General features: G+C 60.4%; 24 protein-coding genes. 15 read left to right on the top strand and 9 right to left on the bottom strand.

Annotated elements, in window-relative coordinates; all coding sequences use genetic code 11:
* Positions 1 to 66 precede the first annotated feature (66 nt).
* Positions 67 to 561, bottom strand: a complete 495-nt coding sequence (locus AC1Q5O_RS11935) for a DUF2244 domain-containing protein (RefSeq protein WP_492563259.1) — start codon at positions 559 to 561, stop codon at positions 67 to 69.
* A 34-nt stretch (positions 562 to 595) separates the two neighbouring features.
* Here AC1Q5O_RS11935 and nth point away from each other — a divergent pair, with 34 nt between their 5' ends.
* On the top strand, positions 596 to 1,363 hold the full coding sequence (nth, locus tag AC1Q5O_RS11930; protein WP_472462073.1) for an endonuclease III: 768 nt from the start codon (positions 596 to 598) through the stop codon (positions 1,361 to 1,363).
* On the opposite strand, the gene AC1Q5O_RS11925 is transcribed toward nth, so the two are convergent.
* Positions 1,360 to 2,076 (bottom strand): sulfate transporter family protein, encoded by a 717-nt coding sequence (locus AC1Q5O_RS11925; RefSeq protein WP_492563258.1) that lies wholly within the window; start codon positions 2,074 to 2,076, stop codon positions 1,360 to 1,362. The two genes, nth and AC1Q5O_RS11925, sit on opposite strands and share 4 nt — an antisense overlap.
* Before the next feature lie 166 nt (positions 2,077 to 2,242).
* Here AC1Q5O_RS11925 and AC1Q5O_RS11920 point away from each other — a divergent pair, with 166 nt between their 5' ends.
* Positions 2,243 to 3,235 (top strand): adenosine kinase, encoded by a 993-nt coding sequence (locus tag AC1Q5O_RS11920; RefSeq protein ID WP_492563256.1) that lies wholly within the window; start codon positions 2,243 to 2,245, stop codon positions 3,233 to 3,235.
* On the opposite strand, the gene AC1Q5O_RS11915 is transcribed toward AC1Q5O_RS11920, so the two are convergent.
* From AC1Q5O_RS11915 to hrcA, 3 genes are all read right to left on the bottom strand, one after another.
* Positions 3,227 to 3,880: a trimeric intracellular cation channel family protein gene (locus tag AC1Q5O_RS11915; protein ID WP_223614049.1), complete on the bottom strand. Its 654-nt coding sequence runs from the start codon at positions 3,878 to 3,880 to the stop codon at positions 3,227 to 3,229. The genes AC1Q5O_RS11920 and AC1Q5O_RS11915 overlap by 9 nt on opposite strands.
* 119 nt (positions 3,881 to 3,999) lie before the next feature.
* Positions 4,000 to 4,713, bottom strand: coding sequence for a nucleotide exchange factor GrpE (gene grpE / locus AC1Q5O_RS11910; protein ID WP_492563253.1), 714 nt, complete (start codon positions 4,711 to 4,713; stop codon positions 4,000 to 4,002).
* A gap of 127 nt (positions 4,714 to 4,840) precedes the next feature.
* Positions 4,841 to 5,911: a heat-inducible transcriptional repressor HrcA gene (hrcA, locus tag AC1Q5O_RS11905; RefSeq protein ID WP_403179521.1), complete on the bottom strand. Its 1,071-nt coding sequence runs from the start codon at positions 5,909 to 5,911 to the stop codon at positions 4,841 to 4,843.
* A gap of 137 nt (positions 5,912 to 6,048) precedes the next feature.
* Between hrcA and rph the strand changes: the two genes are divergently transcribed.
* The 6 genes from rph to AC1Q5O_RS11875 are packed head-to-tail and all read left to right on the top strand — an operon-like array spanning position 6,049 to position 10,269.
* On the top strand, positions 6,049 to 6,765 hold the full coding sequence (gene rph, locus AC1Q5O_RS11900; protein ID WP_223614052.1) for a ribonuclease PH: 717 nt from the start codon (positions 6,049 to 6,051) through the stop codon (positions 6,763 to 6,765).
* 12 nt (positions 6,766 to 6,777) lie between these two features.
* Positions 6,778 to 7,185, top strand: coding sequence for a VOC family protein (locus AC1Q5O_RS11895; RefSeq protein WP_223614053.1), 408 nt, complete (start codon positions 6,778 to 6,780; stop codon positions 7,183 to 7,185).
* Entirely contained in the window at positions 7,182 to 7,826 is a 645-nt protein-coding gene (gene rdgB / locus AC1Q5O_RS11890) for an RdgB/HAM1 family non-canonical purine NTP pyrophosphatase (protein WP_223614054.1), read from the top strand. Before AC1Q5O_RS11895 ends, rdgB begins: the two co-directional genes overlap by 4 nt.
* A complete protein-coding gene (hemW, locus tag AC1Q5O_RS11885) occupies positions 7,826 to 8,998 on the top strand; it encodes a radical SAM family heme chaperone HemW (RefSeq protein ID WP_492563249.1) in 1,173 nt (390 codons plus the stop codon). Before rdgB ends, hemW begins: the two co-directional genes overlap by 1 nt.
* A 9-nt stretch (positions 8,999 to 9,007) precedes the next feature.
* Positions 9,008 to 9,907, top strand: a complete 900-nt coding sequence (gene rsmI / locus AC1Q5O_RS11880; RefSeq protein WP_492563247.1) for a 16S rRNA (cytidine(1402)-2'-O)-methyltransferase — start codon at positions 9,008 to 9,010, stop codon at positions 9,905 to 9,907.
* Positions 9,904 to 10,269 carry a YraN family protein gene (locus AC1Q5O_RS11875; RefSeq protein WP_492563245.1) on the top strand — a complete coding sequence of 122 codons (366 nt, stop codon included), beginning with the start codon at positions 9,904 to 9,906 and terminating at the stop codon, positions 10,267 to 10,269. The genes rsmI and AC1Q5O_RS11875 overlap by 4 nt, the downstream gene beginning before the upstream one ends.
* Here AC1Q5O_RS11875 and AC1Q5O_RS11870 read toward each other — a convergent pair.
* Together AC1Q5O_RS11870 and AC1Q5O_RS11865 are read right to left on the bottom strand one after the other, a co-directional pair.
* Positions 10,266 to 10,478 (bottom strand): helix-turn-helix domain-containing protein, encoded by a 213-nt coding sequence (locus AC1Q5O_RS11870; protein WP_105734015.1) that lies wholly within the window; start codon positions 10,476 to 10,478, stop codon positions 10,266 to 10,268. The genes AC1Q5O_RS11875 and AC1Q5O_RS11870 overlap by 4 nt on opposite strands.
* Before the next feature lie 10 nt (positions 10,479 to 10,488).
* The gene (locus tag AC1Q5O_RS11865) at positions 10,489 to 11,028 is read right to left on the bottom strand and encodes a DUF2975 domain-containing protein (RefSeq protein ID WP_492563242.1); all 540 of its coding nucleotides are present in this window, start codon (positions 11,026 to 11,028) and stop codon (positions 10,489 to 10,491) included.
* A 147-nt stretch (positions 11,029 to 11,175) separates the two neighbouring features.
* On the opposite strand from AC1Q5O_RS11865, the gene AC1Q5O_RS11860 reads away from it, so the two are divergent.
* The 7 genes from AC1Q5O_RS11860 (at position 11,176) to AC1Q5O_RS11830 (ending at position 17,450) form a co-directional block, all read left to right on the top strand.
* The gene (locus AC1Q5O_RS11860; RefSeq protein WP_492563240.1) at positions 11,176 to 11,574 is read left to right on the top strand and encodes a chlorophyllide reductase; all 399 of its coding nucleotides are present in this window, start codon (positions 11,176 to 11,178) and stop codon (positions 11,572 to 11,574) included.
* A 122-nt stretch (positions 11,575 to 11,696) separates the two neighbouring features.
* Positions 11,697 to 12,392 (top strand): methyltransferase family protein, encoded by a 696-nt coding sequence (locus AC1Q5O_RS11855; RefSeq protein WP_492563238.1) that lies wholly within the window; start codon positions 11,697 to 11,699, stop codon positions 12,390 to 12,392.
* Positions 12,393 to 12,685: 293 nt separating this feature from the next.
* A complete protein-coding gene (cysG, locus tag AC1Q5O_RS11850; protein WP_492563236.1) occupies positions 12,686 to 14,140 on the top strand; it encodes a siroheme synthase CysG in 1,455 nt (484 codons plus the stop codon).
* Positions 14,141 to 14,158: 18 nt separating this feature from the next.
* Complete coding sequence (locus tag AC1Q5O_RS11845) at positions 14,159 to 14,473, top strand: DUF2849 domain-containing protein (RefSeq protein ID WP_223614062.1); 315 nt, start codon at positions 14,159 to 14,161, stop codon at positions 14,471 to 14,473.
* 22 nt (positions 14,474 to 14,495) lie between these two features.
* Positions 14,496 to 16,166 carry a nitrite/sulfite reductase gene (locus tag AC1Q5O_RS11840; RefSeq protein WP_492563233.1) on the top strand — a complete coding sequence of 557 codons (1,671 nt, stop codon included), beginning with the start codon at positions 14,496 to 14,498 and terminating at the stop codon, positions 16,164 to 16,166.
* Positions 16,159 to 16,911: a phosphoadenylyl-sulfate reductase gene (locus AC1Q5O_RS11835; protein WP_492563924.1), complete on the top strand. Its 753-nt coding sequence runs from the start codon at positions 16,159 to 16,161 to the stop codon at positions 16,909 to 16,911. The genes AC1Q5O_RS11840 and AC1Q5O_RS11835 overlap by 8 nt, the downstream gene beginning before the upstream one ends.
* Positions 16,912 to 16,916: 5 nt before the next feature.
* Positions 16,917 to 17,450, top strand: coding sequence for a DUF934 domain-containing protein (locus tag AC1Q5O_RS11830; protein WP_492563922.1), 534 nt, complete (start codon positions 16,917 to 16,919; stop codon positions 17,448 to 17,450).
* Positions 17,451 to 17,453: 3 nt separating this feature from the next.
* On the opposite strand, the gene AC1Q5O_RS11825 is transcribed toward AC1Q5O_RS11830, so the two are convergent.
* Together AC1Q5O_RS11825 and AC1Q5O_RS11820 are read right to left on the bottom strand one after the other, a co-directional pair.
* The gene (locus AC1Q5O_RS11825; protein WP_492563231.1) at positions 17,454 to 18,014 is read right to left on the bottom strand and encodes a L,D-transpeptidase; all 561 of its coding nucleotides are present in this window, start codon (positions 18,012 to 18,014) and stop codon (positions 17,454 to 17,456) included.
* Between the two features lie 156 nt (positions 18,015 to 18,170).
* Entirely contained in the window at positions 18,171 to 19,109 is a 939-nt protein-coding gene (locus AC1Q5O_RS11820) for a nucleoside hydrolase (RefSeq protein ID WP_346306162.1), read from the bottom strand.
* Positions 19,110 to 19,182 lie beyond the last annotated feature (73 nt).

Here is a 19,182-nt window from a genome sequence, read left to right as displayed (position 1 = left end):
CATGTCGAGTGTCATATGACCATGCAGGGGCCTGATCTGCCACCCGATTCTTGCGCGTCGTGCAAACTACCGGCCCTTGGCTGCGGCCAGTGCCCGGGTGAATGCCAGGGCAAAGCTTTCCCGGTCATCGGGATTGAGAAACGAGCCGATTGTCACCGCCTTGCCCTGTCCCTCCACCCGCATGGAGGTGATGCCGATTTCCGCGTGCCGCGCGACATTGAACCGTGTCCAGAACGGGTTGAATTCGTGCAGGTTGGCCCGGCCCGACGGCGCCACCTGCCTGATCTGCAGCGTGATTCTTGAAACGCTGACCTCCTCATGCGCTTTTGCTGCGGTGTAGTTCATCCGGAAGGCAAGATAGATCAGGAGGACATCAAGGCCGAAAAAGCCGAAAACCGGCCATGCTCCCAGCGACAGGAAGAAAAGACCGGTCAGAAAACTGCATCCGCCGATCGCGGCCATGACAATGAGAAAGCCTTTGCGGCCAAGCGACCGGTGCGGCACCAGCAGGGCGCGGAAAATTTCCTCTTCATTGCGCGCGACAGCGTCAATTGGGTTCATTGTTTGGCTCATGACGCTTGAGTATAGAAGGGTCATGGAAAATCCCAAGAGCAAACTTGATCAGATTGACGTGAGTGCGGTCGCCGAAAAGCCGGCGAAGCGGCCGCGCCTTGTCGCCGGTACACGCTATACCGCCGATGAGATCCACGAGATTTTTCGCCGGTTCTCGATCCAGCGGCCGGAACCCAAGGGCGAGCTCGAGCATGTCAATGCTTTTACCCTCTTGGTCGCGGTTGCGCTTTCTGCCCAGGCGACGGATGTCGGCGTCAACAAGGCAACCCGCGCCCTGTTCAAGGTTGCCGATACACCAGAAAAGATGCGCGATCTCGGCGAGGCAACTGTCGGCGAATACATCCGCACCATCGGGCTCTGGCGCAACAAGGCCAAAAACGTCATTGCCCTGTCGGAAGCCCTGATCCGCGACTATGGCAGCGAGGTGCCGGATGATCGCGACGAGCTGGTCAAGCTTCCCGGTGTCGGCCGCAAGACCGCCAATGTGGTGCTCAGCATGGCTTTCGGGCAGGCGACGATGGCCGTCGACACGCATATATTCCGCATCGGCAACCGGCTTGGCCTCGCGCCGGGCAAGACACCGGATCAGGTGGAAGCCAAATTGATGAAGATCATTCCGGCGGAATATCTCTATCACGCCCATCACTGGCTGATCCTGCATGGCCGCTATGTCTGCAAGGCCCGCAAGCCCGAATGCACGGCCTGCGTCATTGCCGATATCTGCAAGGCAGCGGAAAAGACATCGGAGCTGCCGGCGCCTTTGGTACCGCTGCCCCCACAGGTTTTCTAGCGCAGCCCTGCGGGTGGTTCCGATTGAGCCACAGTCTTGTGCAGGTGCACCATCATGGCGGCGGCAAACAGCGGGGTCAAAAGATTGAGGATCGGAATGGCCATGAAGGCCGCAATGACGAGACCGGCCAGAAAAACCGTCGTTGCATGTTTCGACCGCAGCGCCTTGGCTTCCATTTCCGGGCGGAACCGCATGGCGGCGAATTCGAAGAATTCCCGGCCGAGCAGATAACCGTTGACCACGAAGAACGCGATGATGTTGACGCCGGGAATGAGAAGCATCAGCAGTGCAATGATATTGCCGAGGATAATGACGCCGAGGAATTTTAGCGAAAGCACGAAGGAGCGCAGGACCGGCAGCGGGCGGCCCCTCGGATCGAGCGGATAATCCGACTTTTCCACAACTTCAGCCACATCGTCGAGAAACATTCCGGCGACGACGGCCGAAACTGGCGCGATCAGCAGTGCCAGCCCCAGCGCCAGGGCGATACTGGCGAATATACCGGCGATAAAGCCAAGCCAGCCGGCCCAGGATGGCAGATCCGGCATCCATTGATCGAAAAAGGGCAATGCCAGCAAGGCAAAGAGTTCCCGCAGCCCGAACCAGGCACCGATCAGCAGAAGCACGGTCATTCCGAGAGACTTCCACAGGACAGAACGGAATTCCGGCCGGAACAGGTGACTTGCGGCGGCCTGGGCGCTGTCAAAAATCATGGTGCCGTTCTTCCTTTCCGGTCTTTCCAATGTTTGGGACATAAGGAGCACGTCCCGCAGAGACAAGGCGCGCCCGCGCATTAGGGGTAGTCAAGGCCCGCTGTTCCGGCTAGGACTTGGCGAACCAGAGGCCAAGAACTGCAATTGAATCAATCCTGGAGTTTTCATGTCGAGTTATGACGTGCTTTGCATCGGCAATGCCATTGTCGATATCATCGCCCGCACGGATGATGATTTTATCGTCAAGAACGGTATCATCAAGAATGCGATGAACCTGATCGATGCCGACCGTGCGGAATTTCTGTATGAGCGCATGGGACCGGCTATCGAAGCTTCTGGCGGAAGTGCCGGCAATACCGCGGCCGGCGTTGCCAGCCTTGGCGGCCGCGCCGCCTATTTCGGCAAGGTTGCTGACGATCCGCTCGGTCACATCTTTACCCATGATATCCGCGCGCAGGGCGTCGCCTTCGATACGCGCGTGTTGAAAGCGCCGCCGCCCACGGCCCGCTCGATGATTTTCGTCACGCCCGATGGCGAGCGCTCCATGAACACCTATCTCGGTGCCTGTGTCGAGCTTGGACCGGAAGACGTGGAAAGCTCCAAGGTATCGGAAGCCAAGGTCACCTATTTCGAAGGCTATCTCTGGGATCCGCCCCGGGCCAAGGAAGCCATCCGCCTGTCGGCAAAGATTGCCCATGAGCACGAGCGCGAAGTGTCGATGACCCTGTCGGATCCGTTCTGCGTGGATCGCTACCGCGAGGAATTCCTTGAGCTGATGCGTTCCGGCACGGTTGATATTGTTTTCGCCAACGAGGCGGAACTGAAGTCGCTGTACCAGACCAACGATTTCGAGAAGGGGCTCGATGCCATCCGCAAGGATTGCAAGCTCGCCGCCATCACCCGCTCGGAAAAGGGCTCGGTGGTTGTCTCGAAAGACGAAACCGTTGCCGTTCCGGCGATCGAGATCGCCGAGCTTGTCGATACGACGGGTGCGGGTGATCTCTATGCGTCGGGCTTCCTGTTCGGCTACACCAATGGCCGCTCGTTGACCGATTGCGCGCGGTTGGGCTCGTTGACCGCCGGGCTCGTGATCCAGCAGATCGGACCGCGTCCGGCGCAAAATCTGAAAGTGGCTGCCCAGCAGGCCGGGTTACTCTGATCGAACGATGCCGTCACGCTTGAGCTCTTCAGGCGTGCGGCCCACCTTGTGGTAGTTCGGCAGGGTCCAGCCGAAGTAAAGCGCGCCGCCGCGAACCGCAAAGGCGGTCAGCGCGGCGAACAGGGCCGAAACCTCCGGCCCCGCCGAAAGCCCCAGCAGCAGCGTGTAGGCGACCGAACCGGCAAGCGCCGCGGTGACGTAGATTTCGCGCCGCATCAGCACCGACGGTTCCGCGGAAACGATATCGCGCAGCACGCCGCCGAATGTGGCCGTCAAAATGCCTGTCACAACGGCAATGGTCGGGCTGAAGCCGAGCGCCAGCGCCTTCGCCGCGCCCATGACGCTGTAGGCCGAAAGCCCCAGCGCATCGAGCCACAGCAGAAGCCGGTAGCGTGATTCCAGGAGATTGGCAGAGAAATAGACGATGATGGCCGCCGCGGCACAGACGAGGATATAGCCGGGCTCCCGGACCCAGAAGACGGGGACACCGAGGATGAGGTCGCGCAGGGTGCCGCCGCCGATGCCCGTTACCGCAGCGAGAAACACGAAAGCGATGATATCAAGCTGGCGGCGCGAGGCGGCGAGGCCGCCTGTCGCGGCGAAAACGAAAACGCCCGCATAATTGAATATCTGGATCGATGTCATCGGCTGTTCCCCTCCATGCAAAAGGTAGAACATGACCAATACGGAGCGTAAACAGCTAAATTGAAAAGGCCAGACCCCGCCGCCGGAATCTGGCCTTTGTCGTTGAGATGACGCTATGGTTATGCGTCTTTTTCCGCCTGCGGGTTGATCGGACCCGGCTCTGCCTGGCCTTCGCCCGTAGCCTGCTTCGGGCCGCCCTTGGAAACGCCGACGAGTGCCGGGCGCAGCATGCGGTCGCCGATGACGAAACCGGCCTGTGCCACCTGCAGCACCGTGTTGTGCGGCACGTCTGCGTTGGGAATTTCGTACATGGCCTGATGGAAATTCGGGTCGAAACGCTGGCCCTGTGGTTCGATCTTCTTGACGCCGTGGCGTTCCAGCGCCGACATCATCGAGCGCTCGGTCATTTCCACGCCTTCGGCCAGTGCCTTGAAACCTGCATCGCCATTGGCGAGGGCATCGGCCGGAATGGCTTCGAGCGCGCGCTTCAGATTGTCGGAAACCGAAAGCATGTCGCGGGCGAAATTGGCGACCGAATAGGAACGCGCATCGTGAACATCACGGGCGGTGCGCTTGCGCAGGTTTTCCATATCGGCGGCCAGACGCAGCAGCTGATCGCGCAGATCGCCATTTTCACCGCGCAATGCATCCAGTTCGACGCTGTTGGCTGCTTCCGCCTGTTCTTCCTCTTCCTGCGCCATGGCATATTCCTCTGCCTTGCGCGATTTCAGAAAATCATCGGCGGCACGCTTCAGCGCATCACGGTCGCGCGGATTCTTCAGATCGCGCTGATCGAGATCGGGTGCGTCATGATGTTTCTTTTCTTCAGTCATCTATCCTGTCCGTTCATAAATCGAATGTGCGCTGGATATCGAGGTTTAGGCCATGAAAATCAAGTGCAAATGCCCGAAGCGGAGGAAGTTCGCGTGGCGGCACAGCGCCAGTGCAGTATCCTTCGCTCTATCGCAACAGTCGTGAGACCAGCTGCGCCGTATAGTCCACCATCGGAACAATGCGCGCATAGTTCAGCCGGGTGGGGCCGATAACGCCGAGGGCGCCGATGACCCGCTGTTCCGAGTCGCGATAGGGCGCGATGACCAGAGATGAGCCGGAAAGTGAAAACAGCTTGTTCTCGGAGCCGATGAAAATGCGCACGCCCGATCCCGCTTCGGCCAGATCGAGCAGTTGTATCGTGCCTTCCTTGGTCTCGAGATCATCGAACAGATGGCGCAGCCGGTCGAGATCCGCTTCGGCGTTGATGGAATCCAGAAGGTTCCCGCGCCCGCGCACGATGAGCCGGGGCGGTTGGCCGCCACCCGTGCCGCCCCAGACCGCAAGTCCCTGCTCGACCAGGTGTTGCGACAGGACATCGAGCGCCTGCTGGGTTTCGTCCTTCAAGCGGGCAATTTCCACGCGCGCTTCGGTGATGGTGCGGCCCTGAATATGCGCATTGAGGAAATTCGATGCTTCGATCAATTGCGATGGCGTCACGCCGGGCGGCAGGTCGATCACCCGGTTTTCAATGTCGCCGCTCTGGGTCACCAGCACCGCCAGCGCCTTGGTGGGTTCCAGCCGCACAAACTCGATGTGTTTGAGTGCGCCTTCCGCTTTGGTTGCAAGCACAAGTCCGGCGCCACGCGACATGCCCGACAGGATCTGGCTGGCCTGCGTCAGCATGTTCTCGCTCGACTGGGCGTCGCCGCCCGCCCGCACCTGCGCCTCGATGGAATTGCGCTCGTCGGAGGAAAGGTCGCCCACCTCCATGAAGGCGTCGACAAAGAACCGCAGGCCCAATTGTGTCGGCAGCCGTCCCGCCGACACGTGCGGCGCATAGACAAGGCCGAGATGCTCAAGATCGCTCATGACATTGCGGATGGTCGCCGGGGAAAGCGTCACGGGCAGGATGCGCGACAGGTTGCGCGATCCCACCGGTTCGCCGTCACCGAGATAGCTCTCGACGATGCGCCGGAAAATATCCCGTGACCGCTGGTCGAGGGATTGCAATGGTTCGGGAGTAACTGCCTTGTTCATTCTGTGCGACGCCCTTGTTCTCTGCCAGGGAATATAGGCGTTGTCGGTCCAATCATCAAAGCTTTTGCTTCATGGTTCCATTTAAGCGTCCGTTGCTCTAAAAGGCCGGACAACCATATTTTTCAAGAGGTCATTCCATGCGTCCTTCCAAACGAGCCCCAGACGAAATGCGCGCCATTTCCTTCGAGCGCGGCGTTTCCAAACATGCTGAAGGCTCGTGCCTAGTCAAGTTTGGCGATACACACGTCCTGTGCACCGCCAGCCTTGAGGAAAAGGTCCCAGGCTGGATGCGCAATACCGGCAAAGGCTGGGTAACGGCGGAATACGGCATGCTGCCGCGTTCGACCGGCGACCGCATGCGCCGCGAGGCTTCATCCGGCAAGCAGGGCGGCCGCACCCTGGAAATCCAGCGGCTGATTGCCCGCTCGCTGCGTGCCGTCGTGGACCTGCAGGCGCTGGGCGAAGTGCAGATCACCGTGGACTGCGATGTCATTCAGGCGGATGGCGGCACCCGGACGGCAGCCATCACCGGCGGCTGGGTTGCCTTGCACGAATGCCTGCGCTGGATGGAAACACGCCAGATGCTCAAGGTCGAAAAGGTATTGAAGGACCATGTTGCGGCAATTTCCTGCGGCATCTCCGACGGCACGCCCGTGATTGATCTCGATTATGCCGAGGATTCAACGGCACAGACCGATGCCAACTTCGTCATGACCGGCAAAGGTGGTATCGTCGAAGTGCAGGGAACGGCGGAAGGCGAGCCATTCTCGCAGGACGAGCTGCTGGCCTTGATGGGGCTTGCCCGCAACGGCATCACCCGGCTGGTTTCCCTGCAGAAAATGGCGGTCTCGTAAGCGGAAAACACCATGCAGCCATCGGGTATTCTGGAAACAGCACTCTATGTGACCGATATCGACGTGGCTGCACGGTTCTATGCCGATATACTCGGACTGGACGTCATCCTGCGGGCGGGCAATGAATCGGTGTTTTTCCGCTGCGGCGCCGGTGTCCTGATCCTGTTCGATGCGGAAAAGCTGAGGGAAAGGCCCAAGGGCGGTCTTCCCATCCCGGCCCACGGTGCCAAGGGGCCGGGCCATGTCTGTTTTCGCGCAACACGGGATGAAATTTCCGGCTGGAAGTCCCATCTTGAGGCCAATGGTATCGCCATCGAAAGTGAATTTGACTGGCCCAATGGCGCCCGCTCCCTGTATTTCCGCGATCCGTCCGGAAACTCGATTGAATTTGCCGAACCGGCTTTATGGAACCTGACATGAGAACACTCGAAAAAGGCAAACTGCTCGTTGCCAGTCACAACAAGGGCAAGATCCAGGAAATGATCGATCTGCTCGGCCCCTTCGGTTTCGAAGTGGTGTCGGCGGGCGACCTCGGTCTGCCGGAACCGGATGAAACCGGCACCACATTCGAAGAGAACGCCTACATCAAGGCTTTCGCGGCGGCCAAGGCGACCGGCCTTGTCGCGCTGTCCGATGATTCCGGCCTTTGTGTCGATGCGCTGGATGGCGACCCCGGCGTTTATACCGCCAACTGGGCGGAACTGCCGGATGGCAAGCGGGATTTCGCCCATGGGATGCAAAAGGTTGAAACCGCGCTGCAGGAACGGGGCATCACTGACGCCAGGGATCGCGGCGGCCGCTTCGTTTCCGTGATCTGCCTCGCCTGGCCCGACGGTGAAGCCAATTATTATCGCGGCGAAGTGGAAGGCGAGATCGTCTGGCCGCCGCGCGGCACGGCCGGTTTCGGCTTCGACCCGGTGTTCAAGCCGCAAGGCCATGATGCGACCTTCGGGGAAATGACCGCCGAGCAGAAACATGGCTGGAAGCCCGGCGAAGCCGATGCGCTGTCGCATCGTGCACGGGCTTTCCAGCATTTTGCCCGCGATTGTCTGGGGGCCTGATGACCCCATTGCTGCGCGGCCAGGAGAATGAAGGGGGCTTTGGCGTTTACGTCCATTGGCCTTTCTGCATGGCCAAGTGCCCCTATTGTGATTTCAATTCGCATGTCCGTCACCAGCCGGTGGATCAGCCGCGGTTTACCGCGGCCTTCGCCCGCGAAATGGCGACCATGCGCGAGCGCACCGGTCCGCGCACGATTTCCAGCATTTTTCTCGGCGGCGGTACGCCGTCTTTGATGGAGCCGGAGACTGTCGGGTCGGTCCTCAACGAAATCGCCAGGAACTGGTCCGTGCCTGACACCATCGAGATCACGCTGGAAGCCAATCCGACCAGTGTCGAGGCCAACCGTTTTCGCGGCTACCGGGCGGCAGGTGTCAATCGTGTCTCGCTCGGTGTACAGGCGCTGAACGATCCTGACCTGCGGCGGCTCGGGCGCATGCACAATGTCGACGAAGCCCTGGTGGCAATCGGTCTGGCGCGCGATATTTTTCCGCGCCTGTCCTTCGATCTGATCTATGCCCGGCCCGACCAGACCATCGAAGCATGGCGGGAAGAGCTCAACCGCGCTATCTCCTACGCCGCCGATCACCTGTCGCTCTATCAATTGACGATTGAGGAAGGCACGCCCTTCTACCAGTTGTGGAAAGCCGGCAAACTGATAACGCCCGATGGCGATCACGCGGCCGCGCTTTATGCGGAAACGCAGGATGTCACGGCCCGGCGCGGCCTGCCGGCCTACGAGATTTCCAACCACGCGGCACCCGGTGCCGAATCCCAGCACAATCTCGTCTACTGGCGGTATGGCGAGTATGTTGGCGTCGGACCCGGTGCCCATGGCCGCTTTATCGAGAACGGCAAGCGTGCGGTGACGATCACCGAACGCCACCCGGAAACCTGGGTCAGCAAGGTCGAGAGCGATGGCCATGGCGTTGTCGAGGAAGAGTTGCTGAGCGGGGAACAGGAAGGCGATGAATTCCTGCTGATGGGCCTGCGGCTCGTCGAAGGCATCGATCTTGCGCGCTATGAGCGGTTGACCGGCCACGGCGTCAAGGAAAAGCGCGTGATTTCCTTGGCCGAACAGGGTCTGATCGAATATATCGGCAACAGCCGCATCCGCACGACGCCCGAAGGCGCCATCGTTCTGAATGCGGTCATTGCCGATCTGGCGGCGTGAGGGTGCAACGTGTCTGACGGGGAAGCCAGGGAACGGGACTATCAGATCGGCAACACGGCGTTTCGTGCCCGGCCGCTTGAGCCGGCGCTTTACATCGTCGCCACACCCATCGGCAATCTTGGCGATATGACGCTGCGCGGCATCGAAACGCTCGCAGCGGCCGATGTGATCGCCTGCGAGGATACACGCGTCAGTCGGGTTCTTCTGGACAGATACGGCATTTCCCGCCGCCCCTATGCCTATCATGAACACAATGCCGGGGAAGCCGGGCCCAAACTGATCGAAGCGCTGCTTGCCGGGAAAAGTGTGGCACTGGTCTCCGACGCAGGAACCCCGCTGGTCTCCGACCCGGGCGGGCGCCTCGTGCCGGAAGCCAAGGCAGCCGGTATCCGTGTGGTGCCGATTCCCGGTGCATCCTCTGTTCTGGCGGCGCTGACGGCCTCGGGTCTGTTCACCGACAGCTTTTACTTCGCCGGATTTCTGTCGTCGAAACAGGGGCAGCGCCGGTCGAAACTTGAATCGCTGAAGACGCTGGATGCCGCGCTGGTGTTTTTTGAATCGCCCAATCGGGCCGCCGCCACGCTAATGGATATGGTCGAGGTGTTCGGCCCGAAACGGCAGGCATCGCTGTGCCGCGAACTGACCAAGACCTACGAGACCGTGGTTACCCTGCCGCTGGCGGAACTGGCGGTGGAATTCGATGGCGAGGACCGCATCCGCGGCGAGGTGGTTCTTGTTGTCGGGCCGCCCGAGGGCGATCAGAACATTGCCCGTACCGACGATGATGTCGATGCATTGCTGCGTGCGCTTGTCCTTGAAATGTCGCCGGCCAAGGCAGCGGGCGAAGCATCGCGCATGACGGGCCGGCCGAAGGGTGAACTCTACCAGCGGTTGCTTGCAATGAAATGACAGGCGCGGGCAAGCGACACACGGCCTACAGGCGCGGTCACTTCGCCGAGTATTTCGCTGCTGTTGCCCTGATGCTGAAAGGTTTTCGCATTGTCGAGCGGCGCTACCGGACCAGACTTGGCGAGATCGACCTCATTGCCCGGCGCGGCGATCTTGTGCTCATCGTTGAAGTGAAGGCACGCCGGACACTTGAACAGGCGATGGGCGCGGTGACCTGGACAGCCATGAAGCGCATCGAATCGGCGGCCGATCTGTGGCTCGCCCGTCAACCCGACTATGCGAACCTGTCATTGCGGTATGATCTCGTGGCGATTGTGCCATGGCGCTGGCCGGTGCATGTCCCGGCTCTTTTCACGGTCTAGCTCTCCTCCTTGTCATACCGCATGAGATCGCCGGGCTGGCAGTCGAGATAGTCGCAGATGCGCTCCAGGGTCTCGAAGCGGATACCTTTCACCTTGCCCTGTTTCAGCAGGGACAGATTGGCTTCCGTTATCCCGACATGTTCCGCCAGATCCTTGGATTTCACGTTGCGCTCGGCCAGCATGACATTGAGCCTGACTTTGATGGGCATGGGCATATCCTCAGATGAATTGGGCATTTTCATCGGCTATCGCGATGGCTTCCCGCATCACCCAGGCAATGACGATGATGGTTCCGGCAAACAGCAATCCGAGCCACATGTCCGAACTGATGCCGATGGACAGTGCGCGCTGCCCGGCCGGGTTGGTCCAGCTCAGAATGAGCGAGAGGGCTGCATAGGCGAAAGGCTGGAGGAGTGTCGATACAAAGACCGCCATTGCGAAAGCGCGCAGGCTGCCGACGGTTTCGGCCGTAAAAAACTGCTGTTTGGCAAAGCCGTTGAAGCACTGTTGGGCCTGCCTTAATCCCCAGATCAACGCTGCCAGTGGCAGCATCGAAACGAGAAAAGCAAGAAGACGGATCGGGAAACCAAGATTTTCCACCCCGGTAACCGGTAGCTTGGCCGCTGTCAGGATATCGGCCGGCGGCGTCGCAAACCAGTAGTAGAGAGTTCCTGCGGTCAAGATCACCGATGTGGCGAGATACAGACCCGACATGATTTTACTGAGACGCCGGATACGCTCCGCGCGGTGAGCGGGCATGTGTCCAGTCGTAGGCATATCAAGCGAAGAACGATTGCTCATGGGGCACCTCTGTGAGTTTTCTTCCGGAATAATAGCAATAAATTATCGTTTTACAATAATAAATTTTCGAGATACGAATTTCGAACCGACACAGGAGATTTCGGAATGCCCCTTCTTGGAACGGCCAGCGCATTTTTCATTTCCATAGCTTTCACCCTTGGATTGGCAACCGCCTCAATGGCGGCGGCGTCCACCGCCAAGGGGCAGATTTCGGTCACGCAGGTCATGGCGATGCTCGACCAGGCATCGTCCAATCCCACTGCGAGCCAGGTTCTGACCGCCTATCTCGCCGGTGTGGGAGAGACCGCGGCTATCATCATGGACTTTGCAGCAAAAACGGATGGCCCGCCGCTTGCAGCGTGCGGAACCCGCATCACTCTCGATGACAAGGCGGTGCGGCGCGCGCTGGAGGCGCAGCCAAAGGGCCGGTGGCAGCAGATGGCAGCCACACCGCTGATCGTGCGTGATATGATCAAGCGTGCCGGGTGCGCGCTCGCCGACTGAAGCGGCAGGCACCACGATGGTTGCCGGCAATCGGGTTTCGGCTCTATTCTACTGGATAAGGCCGAAGCAGACGGGGTGTCCGATATCCCCGGTCTCGCGCCGCAACCGAAGGAGAGTTGATCATGTCCATGCATCTCTCGCCGCATGACCTGCACAGGAAGGCGTGGGAGGGGCAGGCGAAGGGCATCGTCATCCTTCTGTTGCTGCTCATGCTGCCCGCCTGGTCATTGTCGTTCTGGCAGGGCTGGCTTTTCTGGCTGGTCTTCAGCGCCAGTACGAGTTTCATTTCCTATTATTTTCTCCAACACGATCCCGCCCTTGTCGCAAGCCGGTTGAGGGCCGGGGCGGGCGCCGAGCACGAACCGGCGCAGAAGCGCATCCAGACCGTAGCGGCCGTGGTCGGCCTCCTGACCTACATCATGCCGGGGATCGAGCGTCACTTTACCGGGCTGCCCTTGCCCGTCTCGGTGGTCATCCTTGGCAATGCCGCTTTTCTCGCCGGGGCCTGGATTGTCTTTCTTGCATTCCGGGAAAACAGCCATGCCTCCAGTATTATCGAGGTCAAATCGGGGCAGCGGGTCATCGCAACTGGACCCTATGGCGTTGTACGGCATCCCATGTATTCCGGCTGCGTGCTGGCCTTCATTGCGTCATCCCTCGCGCTTGGGTCGCTGTGGTCTCTGCCCTTTGCCATCGCGCTCAGCCTGGTGATCGTTGCCCGTCTGCTCGATGAGGAAAAATATCTCAAGGCGAATTTGCCGGGTTACACCGCCTATTGCCAGCTGGTGCGTTACCGTCTCATTCCGACGCTGTGGTGATGGCCTTTTGCACGACATGCGAAAGGGCTTGCATTTCCACGTTAACACGATAAAAGTAGTCGTGTATTGAATCGGTGTTCCTTGAACAGGCGCCGTTTGCTGTTGCCTGTCCCGTCTTGCCATTCCCGGCAAAGGCTGGGCAGCATTTTCTTGCAATGCATGGAAAGGGAATCCGCTTGTTCCCGGATTTTCAGAAATTCTATGCTCCGCCGTTCGATTCGGCGCACTTCTGTTCCTTATAAAGAGCCGTCCGATCAACGATAATCCCAGCATTCACCGGGATTGTCTTGCTCATGTCTATCCATGCCAATCAGCTTTCTGTCTTTCCTGCCTTCTTCCGCGTGCGGAATGAAGTGGTTGTGGTTGTCGGCGAAGGTGAAGAAGCACTGAACAAGGCCCGGCTTTTGGCGCAGACGAATGCGCTGATCCGCATTGTTGCGGCCCATCCGGAACACGAGCTGGCCGCGTTCATCCGCGCGGGCCGTCACCAGCATGTCGCGGAAGATTTTTCCCCAAAGCACCTTTCGGGCGCAAAACTGGCCTTTGTTGCCACAGGCGATGAAGTGCAGGACAGTGCCATTGCCGCCGAAGCGCGCCGCCAGCATGTCCCGGTCAATGTGGTCGACCGTCCGGAACTCTGCGATTTCTTCACCCCCGCCATCGTCAACCGTGCGCCGATTGCCATTGCCATTGGTTCGGAAGGCACGGGGCCCGTGCTCAGCCAGATCATTCGCGCCCGTATCGATGCGGCGTTCTCGCCGCGCCTGGGCGATCTTGCCCGTCTCGCCAATGCCTATCGTCCCGCTGTCGAAAAGCTGGTGAAGAAAGGCCTGCCGCGCCGTCTGTTCTGGCGTTCGTTCTTCTCGGGCGATGTGGCCGGCAAGGTCTACAACAATGATCTCGACGGTGCCCGCCAGGCCGCCGGGCTGCTCCTCGACAATCAGGACGAGCCGAAAGGTTATGTCTGGCTGGTCGGCGCGGGTCCTGGCGCCGAGGATCTGCTGACCCTGCGCGCGCACCGCGTTCTCATGGAAGCGGATGTCATCGTCTATGACGCACTGGTGCCTGAGGCTGTCGTCTCCATGGGCCGCCGCGATGCAGCCCGGCTTTCCGTCGGCAAGCGCAAGGGCTGCCATTCGAAAAGCCAGAGCGAAATCAACGAACTGCTGGTTTCGCTCGGCCGTGAAGGCAAGCGCGTCGTGCGCCTCAAATCCGGCGATCCGCTGGTCTATGGCCGCGCCGGTGAGGAAATGGCGGCGCTGCGGTCCGCCGGTATCCCTTTCGAGATCGTTCCCGGCATCACCTCGGCCTTTGCCGCGGCGGCCGATATGCAATTGCCTCTGACCCTGCGTGGTGTCGCATCCTCCCTTGTGTTCACCACGGGTCATGACATGGCAGGCGAAGTGCTGCCCGATTGGGCGCGCCTCGCCATCTCGGGCGCAACCATCGCGGTTTATATGGGCCGCAGCGTGGCAGCCTCCGTCGCCGAACGGCTGATGAGCGCCGGCCTGCATGCCGATACCGGCGTGGCCGTGATCGAAAATGCCGGACGTGCGGATCGCCGCATGTTCCATGGCACGCTGCAGGATTTGCCGGCGTTGGAACAGCGCCCTGACCTTGACGGTCCCGTCATGGTGGTCATCGGCGATGCCGTGGCCGGTGCTGCGATCGACAAGGCCGAGCCGCTGGCTATCCGTGCCCCAACCTCTTCGGTGGCTGCGCGCCACCTCCAATCCAATGCCGCTTGATTGCGAAGGATGATGATCATGAGTGTTAAAGTTCTCACTGCAAACCGTCTGACCGATGGCGAAGCCGTATGGCTTGGCGCCAATGGCGAATGGCTCGATCACATTGACGGTGCCCTCGTGGCCCGCCACGCGGAAGCCGCGGCGGCGCTGGAGGAAGCGGGCAAGGCGGCGATCAAGTCCAACCTTGTGATCGACGTCAATGTCATCGACGTGGAAGAGCGCGGCGAGCATCTTTATCCGGTCCGCCTGCGCGAGCGCATTCGCCAGCTCGGCCCCACCGTCCGTCTCGACCTTGGCAAGCAGGCGGAAAAGCCTGCGGCAAACGCTGCTTAACTGATAATCGAAGGCCCGCAGAATGTATCGTTACGATGAGTTTGATCACGCGTTTGTTTCCGCCCGCGTTGAACAGTTCAAGGATCAGGTCGAGCGCCGTTTGGCTGGCGAACTCACCGAGGACCAGTTCCGCCCGCTGCGGCTGATGAATGGCGTCTATCTGCAACTGCACGCCTATATGCTGCGCGTCGCCATCCCCTACGGCACATTGTCGTCGCGCCAGATGCGCAAGCTTGCCCACATCGCCCGCACCTATGACCGCGGCTATGGTCACTTCACCACGCGCCAGAACCTCCAGTACAATTGGCCCGCGCTGAAGGACATGCCGAAAGTTCTCGACGAACTTGCGGAAGTCGAGATGCATGCGTTGCAGACGTCGGGCAACTGCATCCGCAACGTGACCGCCGATCACTTTGCCGGCGCAGCCGCCGACGAGGTTGCAGACCCGCGCCCCTACGCGGAAATCCTGCGCCAGTGGTCGTCGATGCATCCGGAATTCTCCTACCTGCCGCGCAAGTTCAAGATCGCCATTACCGGCGCCGAACGCGACCGTGCTGCGATCCAGGTGCACGATATCGGCCTGCATCTGAAAAAGAATGCGGCGGGCGAGATCGGTTTTGCCGTCTATGTCGGCGGCGGGCAGGGCCGCACGCCGATGGTTGCCAAGAAGATCCGCGACTTCCTGCCCGTTGAGGATCTGCTGACCTATACGACCGCGATCATGCGCGTCTACAATCTCAACGGCCGCCGTGACAACAAGTACAAGGCGCGCATCAAGATTCTCGTGCATGAAACCGGGACGGAAGAGCTGACCCGCCAGGTGGAAACCGAATGGCTGGCGCTGAAGAACAGCGACCTGAAGCTGCCGCAGACGGATGTCGATGCCATCGACAGTTACTTCCGTCCGCCGCATCTGCCGCAGCGGCCGGAAGGCTGGTCGGCACTGGCCGGTGCCCGCAAGGCGGATCATGCCTTTGCCGCCTGGGTCGACCAGAACGTGACACCGCACAAGAACCCGGATTACGGCGTCGTGACCATTTCCCTGAAGCCGATCGGCGGCATTCCGGGCGATGCCACCGATGCCCAGATGGATCTGGTTGCCGATATTGCCGAACAGTTCTCCCAGGACGAAATCCGCGTCAGCCACGAGCAGAATCTCATTCTGCCGCATGTGGCGATTGCCGATCTGCGCATCGTTTACGATCTGCTGCTGACCGACAGTCTCGCCACGGCCAATGCCGGGCTGATCACCGACATCATCTCCTGCCCGGGTCTGGATTATTGCGCGCTGGCGACAGCCCGCTCGATCCCGGTTGCCCAGCGCATATCGGAACGCTTTGCCGATCCGGCGCGCCAGGCCGATATCGGCGAACTCAAGCTGAAGATCTCGGGCTGCATCAACGCCTGCGGGCATCACCATGTCGGTCATATCGGCATTCTCGGCGTCGAGAAGAAGGGCGAGGAACTCTACCAGATTTCTCTCGGCGGCTCCGGCGACGAGGTCTGCACCATCGGCGATATCACCGGGCGCGGCTTCTCCTCCGAAGAAATCGTCGACGCGATCGAGACCATCGTCGACCGCTATCTCGAAGTCCGGACGGACAAGGAAGAAACCTTCCTTGCGGCTTACCGGCGTCTGGGCGCTGCTCCCTTCAAGGAGGCGCTCTATAGCGAGGCTGCCAATGCTGCTTGAAACCAACGAGATCACCGTGGCGGACGAAGCGCGGGCGCTTGAAGCCCGCTATGGCAATCTCGACCCGGCGCAGATCATCGAACTGGCGATCGGCCAGCTCTTCAAACAGGACATCGCCGTGGTTTCCTCGTTCGGGGCGGAATCCTCGGTGCTTCTGCACCTGATCGCGCAGGTGGATCGCGCCCTGCCGGTGCTGTTTCTCGAGACCGGCAAGCATTTTCCGGCAACGTTGCGCTACCGCGACCAGCTCGTGCAGGAGCTCGGCCTGACCGACGTGCAGGACATTCATCCGCTCAAGCAGAGCCTGAAAGACGAGGATCCTTTCGGGGCGCTGTCCATGACCAACAAGGATCGCTGCTGCTATATCCGCAAGGTCGAGCCGATGGCCCGCGCTGTCGCGCCGTATCGCGCCTGGATGACCGGACGCAAGCAGTTCCAGGCCTCGACGCGCACGGCACTGCCGGTGTTCGAGTCCGTCGGCGCGCGCGTGCGCATCAATCCGCTGGCGCGCTGGACGTCTGCCGACCTGAAGGCCTATATGGCCGCCAACCAATTGCCGCCGCACCCGCTCGTCGCTGAAGGCTACCGGTCCATCGGCTGCATGCCCTGCACGTCGCCGGTGAAGGAAGGCGAAGATGACCGCGCCGGTCGCTGGGCAGGCACCGATAAAACCGAATGCGGTATCCACCTGACTGGCCTCACCGACCAGCTGAGCAATATTTCCCTGACGGATTCGAACCTATGAATGACATGTCTGAAAAGCCCGAGAGCCAGCTGTGGGGCCGCGAAGGTTTCCGCGAGGACCCCTATATCACGGCTGAAACGCTGGAGGAGGCAGGCGATGCCCCGGCGGTCATCCTGCCGCTGGCCGTCTGGCTCGGACTTGACGAGGGGGTGCGCAATGCGACCAACCGGCGGATCGGTGTTTCCGTCGCGCCTGGCGAAAGCATCGATCCGCTTCTGCCGTTGCTCGGTTCAATCCCGGTGATTGCGCTGCAGTTTCCGGCCTTCAATGATGGCCGTTCCTATTCGAAGGCCGAGGTTCTGAAGGATCGCCATCAGTTTCAGGGCGAGCTGCGAGCGGTCGGCGATGTGCTGATCGATCAGGTTGCCTACATGCTGCGCACCGGCTTCGATACGCTGAAGGTCACCCACGCGGTGACGCTGACACGCCTCGCCGGCCACAACCTGCACGATACGCCGGTTTATTATCAGCCTGGCCGCGGCTCCCACACCAAGGCGGGCACCTACAGCTGGCGCCGCGTGCCCGACACGCGCTCCTGAGCGTCAGAGGACGATCACGGGCGTTCCCAGGGGAACGCGATCGTACAGGTCGACCACATGGTCATTGATCATGCGGATGCAACCGTTGGAGACGGCCTTGCCGATCGACGAGGGTTCGGTGGTGCCATGGATGCGGTAATAGGTGTCGCGGCCATTGCGGTAGAGGTAGAGGGCGCGGGCCCCGAGAGGATTGCCGCCGCCGCCGGCAACCCCGTCCGCATAGCGGGCATATTTTTCCGGCTGGCGTTTGATCATGTTGTCTGTCGGCTGCCAGCGCGGCCATTTGGCTTTGCGGCCGACTTCCGCCGTTCCGGAGAAGGCCCGTCCGGCCCGCCCGACACCGATGCCGTAACGGATGGCTGAATATTCATCCTCGACGAGGTAGAGAAAGCGGTTGCGCGGATCGATGATGACGGTTCCGGCCTCTTCATAGGTCGGATAGTCAACGATCTGCGGCATGTATTCCGGGTTGAGGATAAAGGGTTTCCTGGGTTTTGCCGAAGCTGCCTGAGGCGCGGCAACGGTCACCATCAATCCGCAGAAGAACGTCCGTCGTGTCAGCATATCGATCCCAATAGGCTTGAGCGCAGCCCTTGCGGGCCTTCCGGTCACGGGACGATTGTGCGCGGAAATTGCTGACTGAAGGTTTACGTCGACTCAACTTTTTGTGATGAAACAAGGAGATAGGTCCGGCAGGGGGGCTGCCGGACCTGTTTCGGCTCAGGGAAGGCGGGCGATGCGTTCGATCAGCAGGTCGAAGAAACCCTCATCGTTCACATCGCGTATATAAAAGGCGTTTTTCGGCCTGTCGGTGACGCCCCACCAGTCGACGACGGTCATGCCGAGGGTGAGGTCCGACGCCGTTTCCACGACGACATTGCAATGCCGCCCCTTGTAAAGGTCCGGCTTCAGGAGATAGGCAATGACGTTCGGATCATGCAGCGGGCCGCCATCGCTGCCATATTTCTCTTCGTCGAACCGCTCGAAGAATTCGAGCAGCTCTGCAGACGCAGCGCCGGATCGGGTTCCCATGGCCCGGAAGCGTTCGATCCGCCGGGCACTCGTCAGAGCCTTGTGCGTCACATCCAGCGGCAGCATCACAATCGGCACACCCGATGTCAGCACGATGTGTGCCGCCTGCGGATCGACATAGATGTTGAATTCGGCGGTCGGAGTGATATTGCCGCCTTCGAAAAAGCCGCCGCCCATCAGTACGATTTCGCGGATGCGCGTGGCGATCTGCGGGGCACGGATCAGGGCCTGCGCAATATTGGTGAGGGGGCCAAGCGGGCACAGCGTCACCGTGCCGCTTTCCTGCGTCAGCAAAGTCTCGATGATGAAATCGACCGCATGCTGCTCCTGCAGGGGCATGGCGGGTTCAGGCAGGTCCGGACCATCGAGGCCGGTCTTGCCGTGGACGTTTTCAGCGGTGACGAGCGCCCGCATCAGGGGCCGGTCTGCACCGGCAAAGACCTTCACATCCGGCCGTCCCGCCAGTTCGCAGATCTTCCGGGCATTGGTTTTGGTCAGGTCCAGGGGAACATTGCCGGCAACCGCCGTGATTCCCAGAACGTCCAGTTCCGGGCTTGCCAGTGCCAGAAGGATCGCCAGCGCATCGTCCTGGCCCGGATCCGTGTCAATTATGATTTTCCGCGTCATCTCTTGCTTTCATTCTCTTGAAGTCTGCATCGGGATCGACCATATCAAAGGACAGAAGGGAAATGCCATCTCC

The sequence above is a fragment of the Phyllobacterium sp. MT110 genome (assembly GCF_058792715.1).
Note: the sequence above shows the minus strand (reverse complement) of the source record. Positions and strands in the feature narration are given on the sequence as shown.

Excerpts from the sequence above, each read along its gene's own strand:
- AC1Q5O_RS11935 (WP_492563259.1), bottom strand. The coding sequence starts at position 561 with ATGAACCCAATTGACGCTGTCGCGCGCAATGAAGAGGAAATTTTCCGC.
- nth (WP_472462073.1), top strand. The coding sequence starts at position 596 with ATGGAAAATCCCAAGAGCAAACTTGATCAGATTGACGTGAGTGCGGTC.
- AC1Q5O_RS11925 (WP_492563258.1), bottom strand. The coding sequence starts at position 2,076 with ATGATTTTTGACAGCGCCCAGGCCGCCGCAAGTCACCTGTTCCGGCCG.
- AC1Q5O_RS11920 (WP_492563256.1), top strand. The coding sequence starts at position 2,243 with ATGTCGAGTTATGACGTGCTTTGCATCGGCAATGCCATTGTCGATATC.
- AC1Q5O_RS11915 (WP_223614049.1), bottom strand. The coding sequence starts at position 3,880 with ATGACATCGATCCAGATATTCAATTATGCGGGCGTTTTCGTTTTCGCC.
- grpE (WP_492563253.1), bottom strand. The coding sequence starts at position 4,713 with ATGACTGAAGAAAAGAAACATCATGACGCACCCGATCTCGATCAGCGC.
- hrcA (WP_403179521.1), bottom strand. The coding sequence starts at position 5,911 with ATGAACAAGGCAGTTACTCCCGAACCATTGCAATCCCTCGACCAGCGG.
- rph (WP_223614052.1), top strand. The coding sequence starts at position 6,049 with ATGCGTCCTTCCAAACGAGCCCCAGACGAAATGCGCGCCATTTCCTTC.
- AC1Q5O_RS11895 (WP_223614053.1), top strand. The coding sequence starts at position 6,778 with ATGCAGCCATCGGGTATTCTGGAAACAGCACTCTATGTGACCGATATC.
- rdgB (WP_223614054.1), top strand. The coding sequence starts at position 7,182 with ATGAGAACACTCGAAAAAGGCAAACTGCTCGTTGCCAGTCACAACAAG.
- hemW (WP_492563249.1), top strand. The coding sequence starts at position 7,826 with ATGACCCCATTGCTGCGCGGCCAGGAGAATGAAGGGGGCTTTGGCGTT.
- AC1Q5O_RS11875 (WP_492563245.1), top strand. The coding sequence starts at position 9,904 with ATGACAGGCGCGGGCAAGCGACACACGGCCTACAGGCGCGGTCACTTC.
- AC1Q5O_RS11870 (WP_105734015.1), bottom strand. The coding sequence starts at position 10,478 with ATGCCCATCAAAGTCAGGCTCAATGTCATGCTGGCCGAGCGCAACGTG.
- AC1Q5O_RS11865 (WP_492563242.1), bottom strand. The coding sequence starts at position 11,028 with ATGCCCGCTCACCGCGCGGAGCGTATCCGGCGTCTCAGTAAAATCATG.
- AC1Q5O_RS11860 (WP_492563240.1), top strand. The coding sequence starts at position 11,176 with ATGCCCCTTCTTGGAACGGCCAGCGCATTTTTCATTTCCATAGCTTTC.
- AC1Q5O_RS11855 (WP_492563238.1), top strand. The coding sequence starts at position 11,697 with ATGTCCATGCATCTCTCGCCGCATGACCTGCACAGGAAGGCGTGGGAG.
- cysG (WP_492563236.1), top strand. The coding sequence starts at position 12,686 with ATGTCTATCCATGCCAATCAGCTTTCTGTCTTTCCTGCCTTCTTCCGC.
- AC1Q5O_RS11845 (WP_223614062.1), top strand. The coding sequence starts at position 14,159 with ATGAGTGTTAAAGTTCTCACTGCAAACCGTCTGACCGATGGCGAAGCC.
- AC1Q5O_RS11840 (WP_492563233.1), top strand. The coding sequence starts at position 14,496 with ATGTATCGTTACGATGAGTTTGATCACGCGTTTGTTTCCGCCCGCGTT.
- AC1Q5O_RS11830 (WP_492563922.1), top strand. The coding sequence starts at position 16,917 with ATGTCTGAAAAGCCCGAGAGCCAGCTGTGGGGCCGCGAAGGTTTCCGC.
- AC1Q5O_RS11825 (WP_492563231.1), bottom strand. The coding sequence starts at position 18,014 with ATGCTGACACGACGGACGTTCTTCTGCGGATTGATGGTGACCGTTGCC.
- AC1Q5O_RS11820 (WP_346306162.1), bottom strand. The coding sequence starts at position 19,109 with ATGACGCGGAAAATCATAATTGACACGGATCCGGGCCAGGACGATGCG.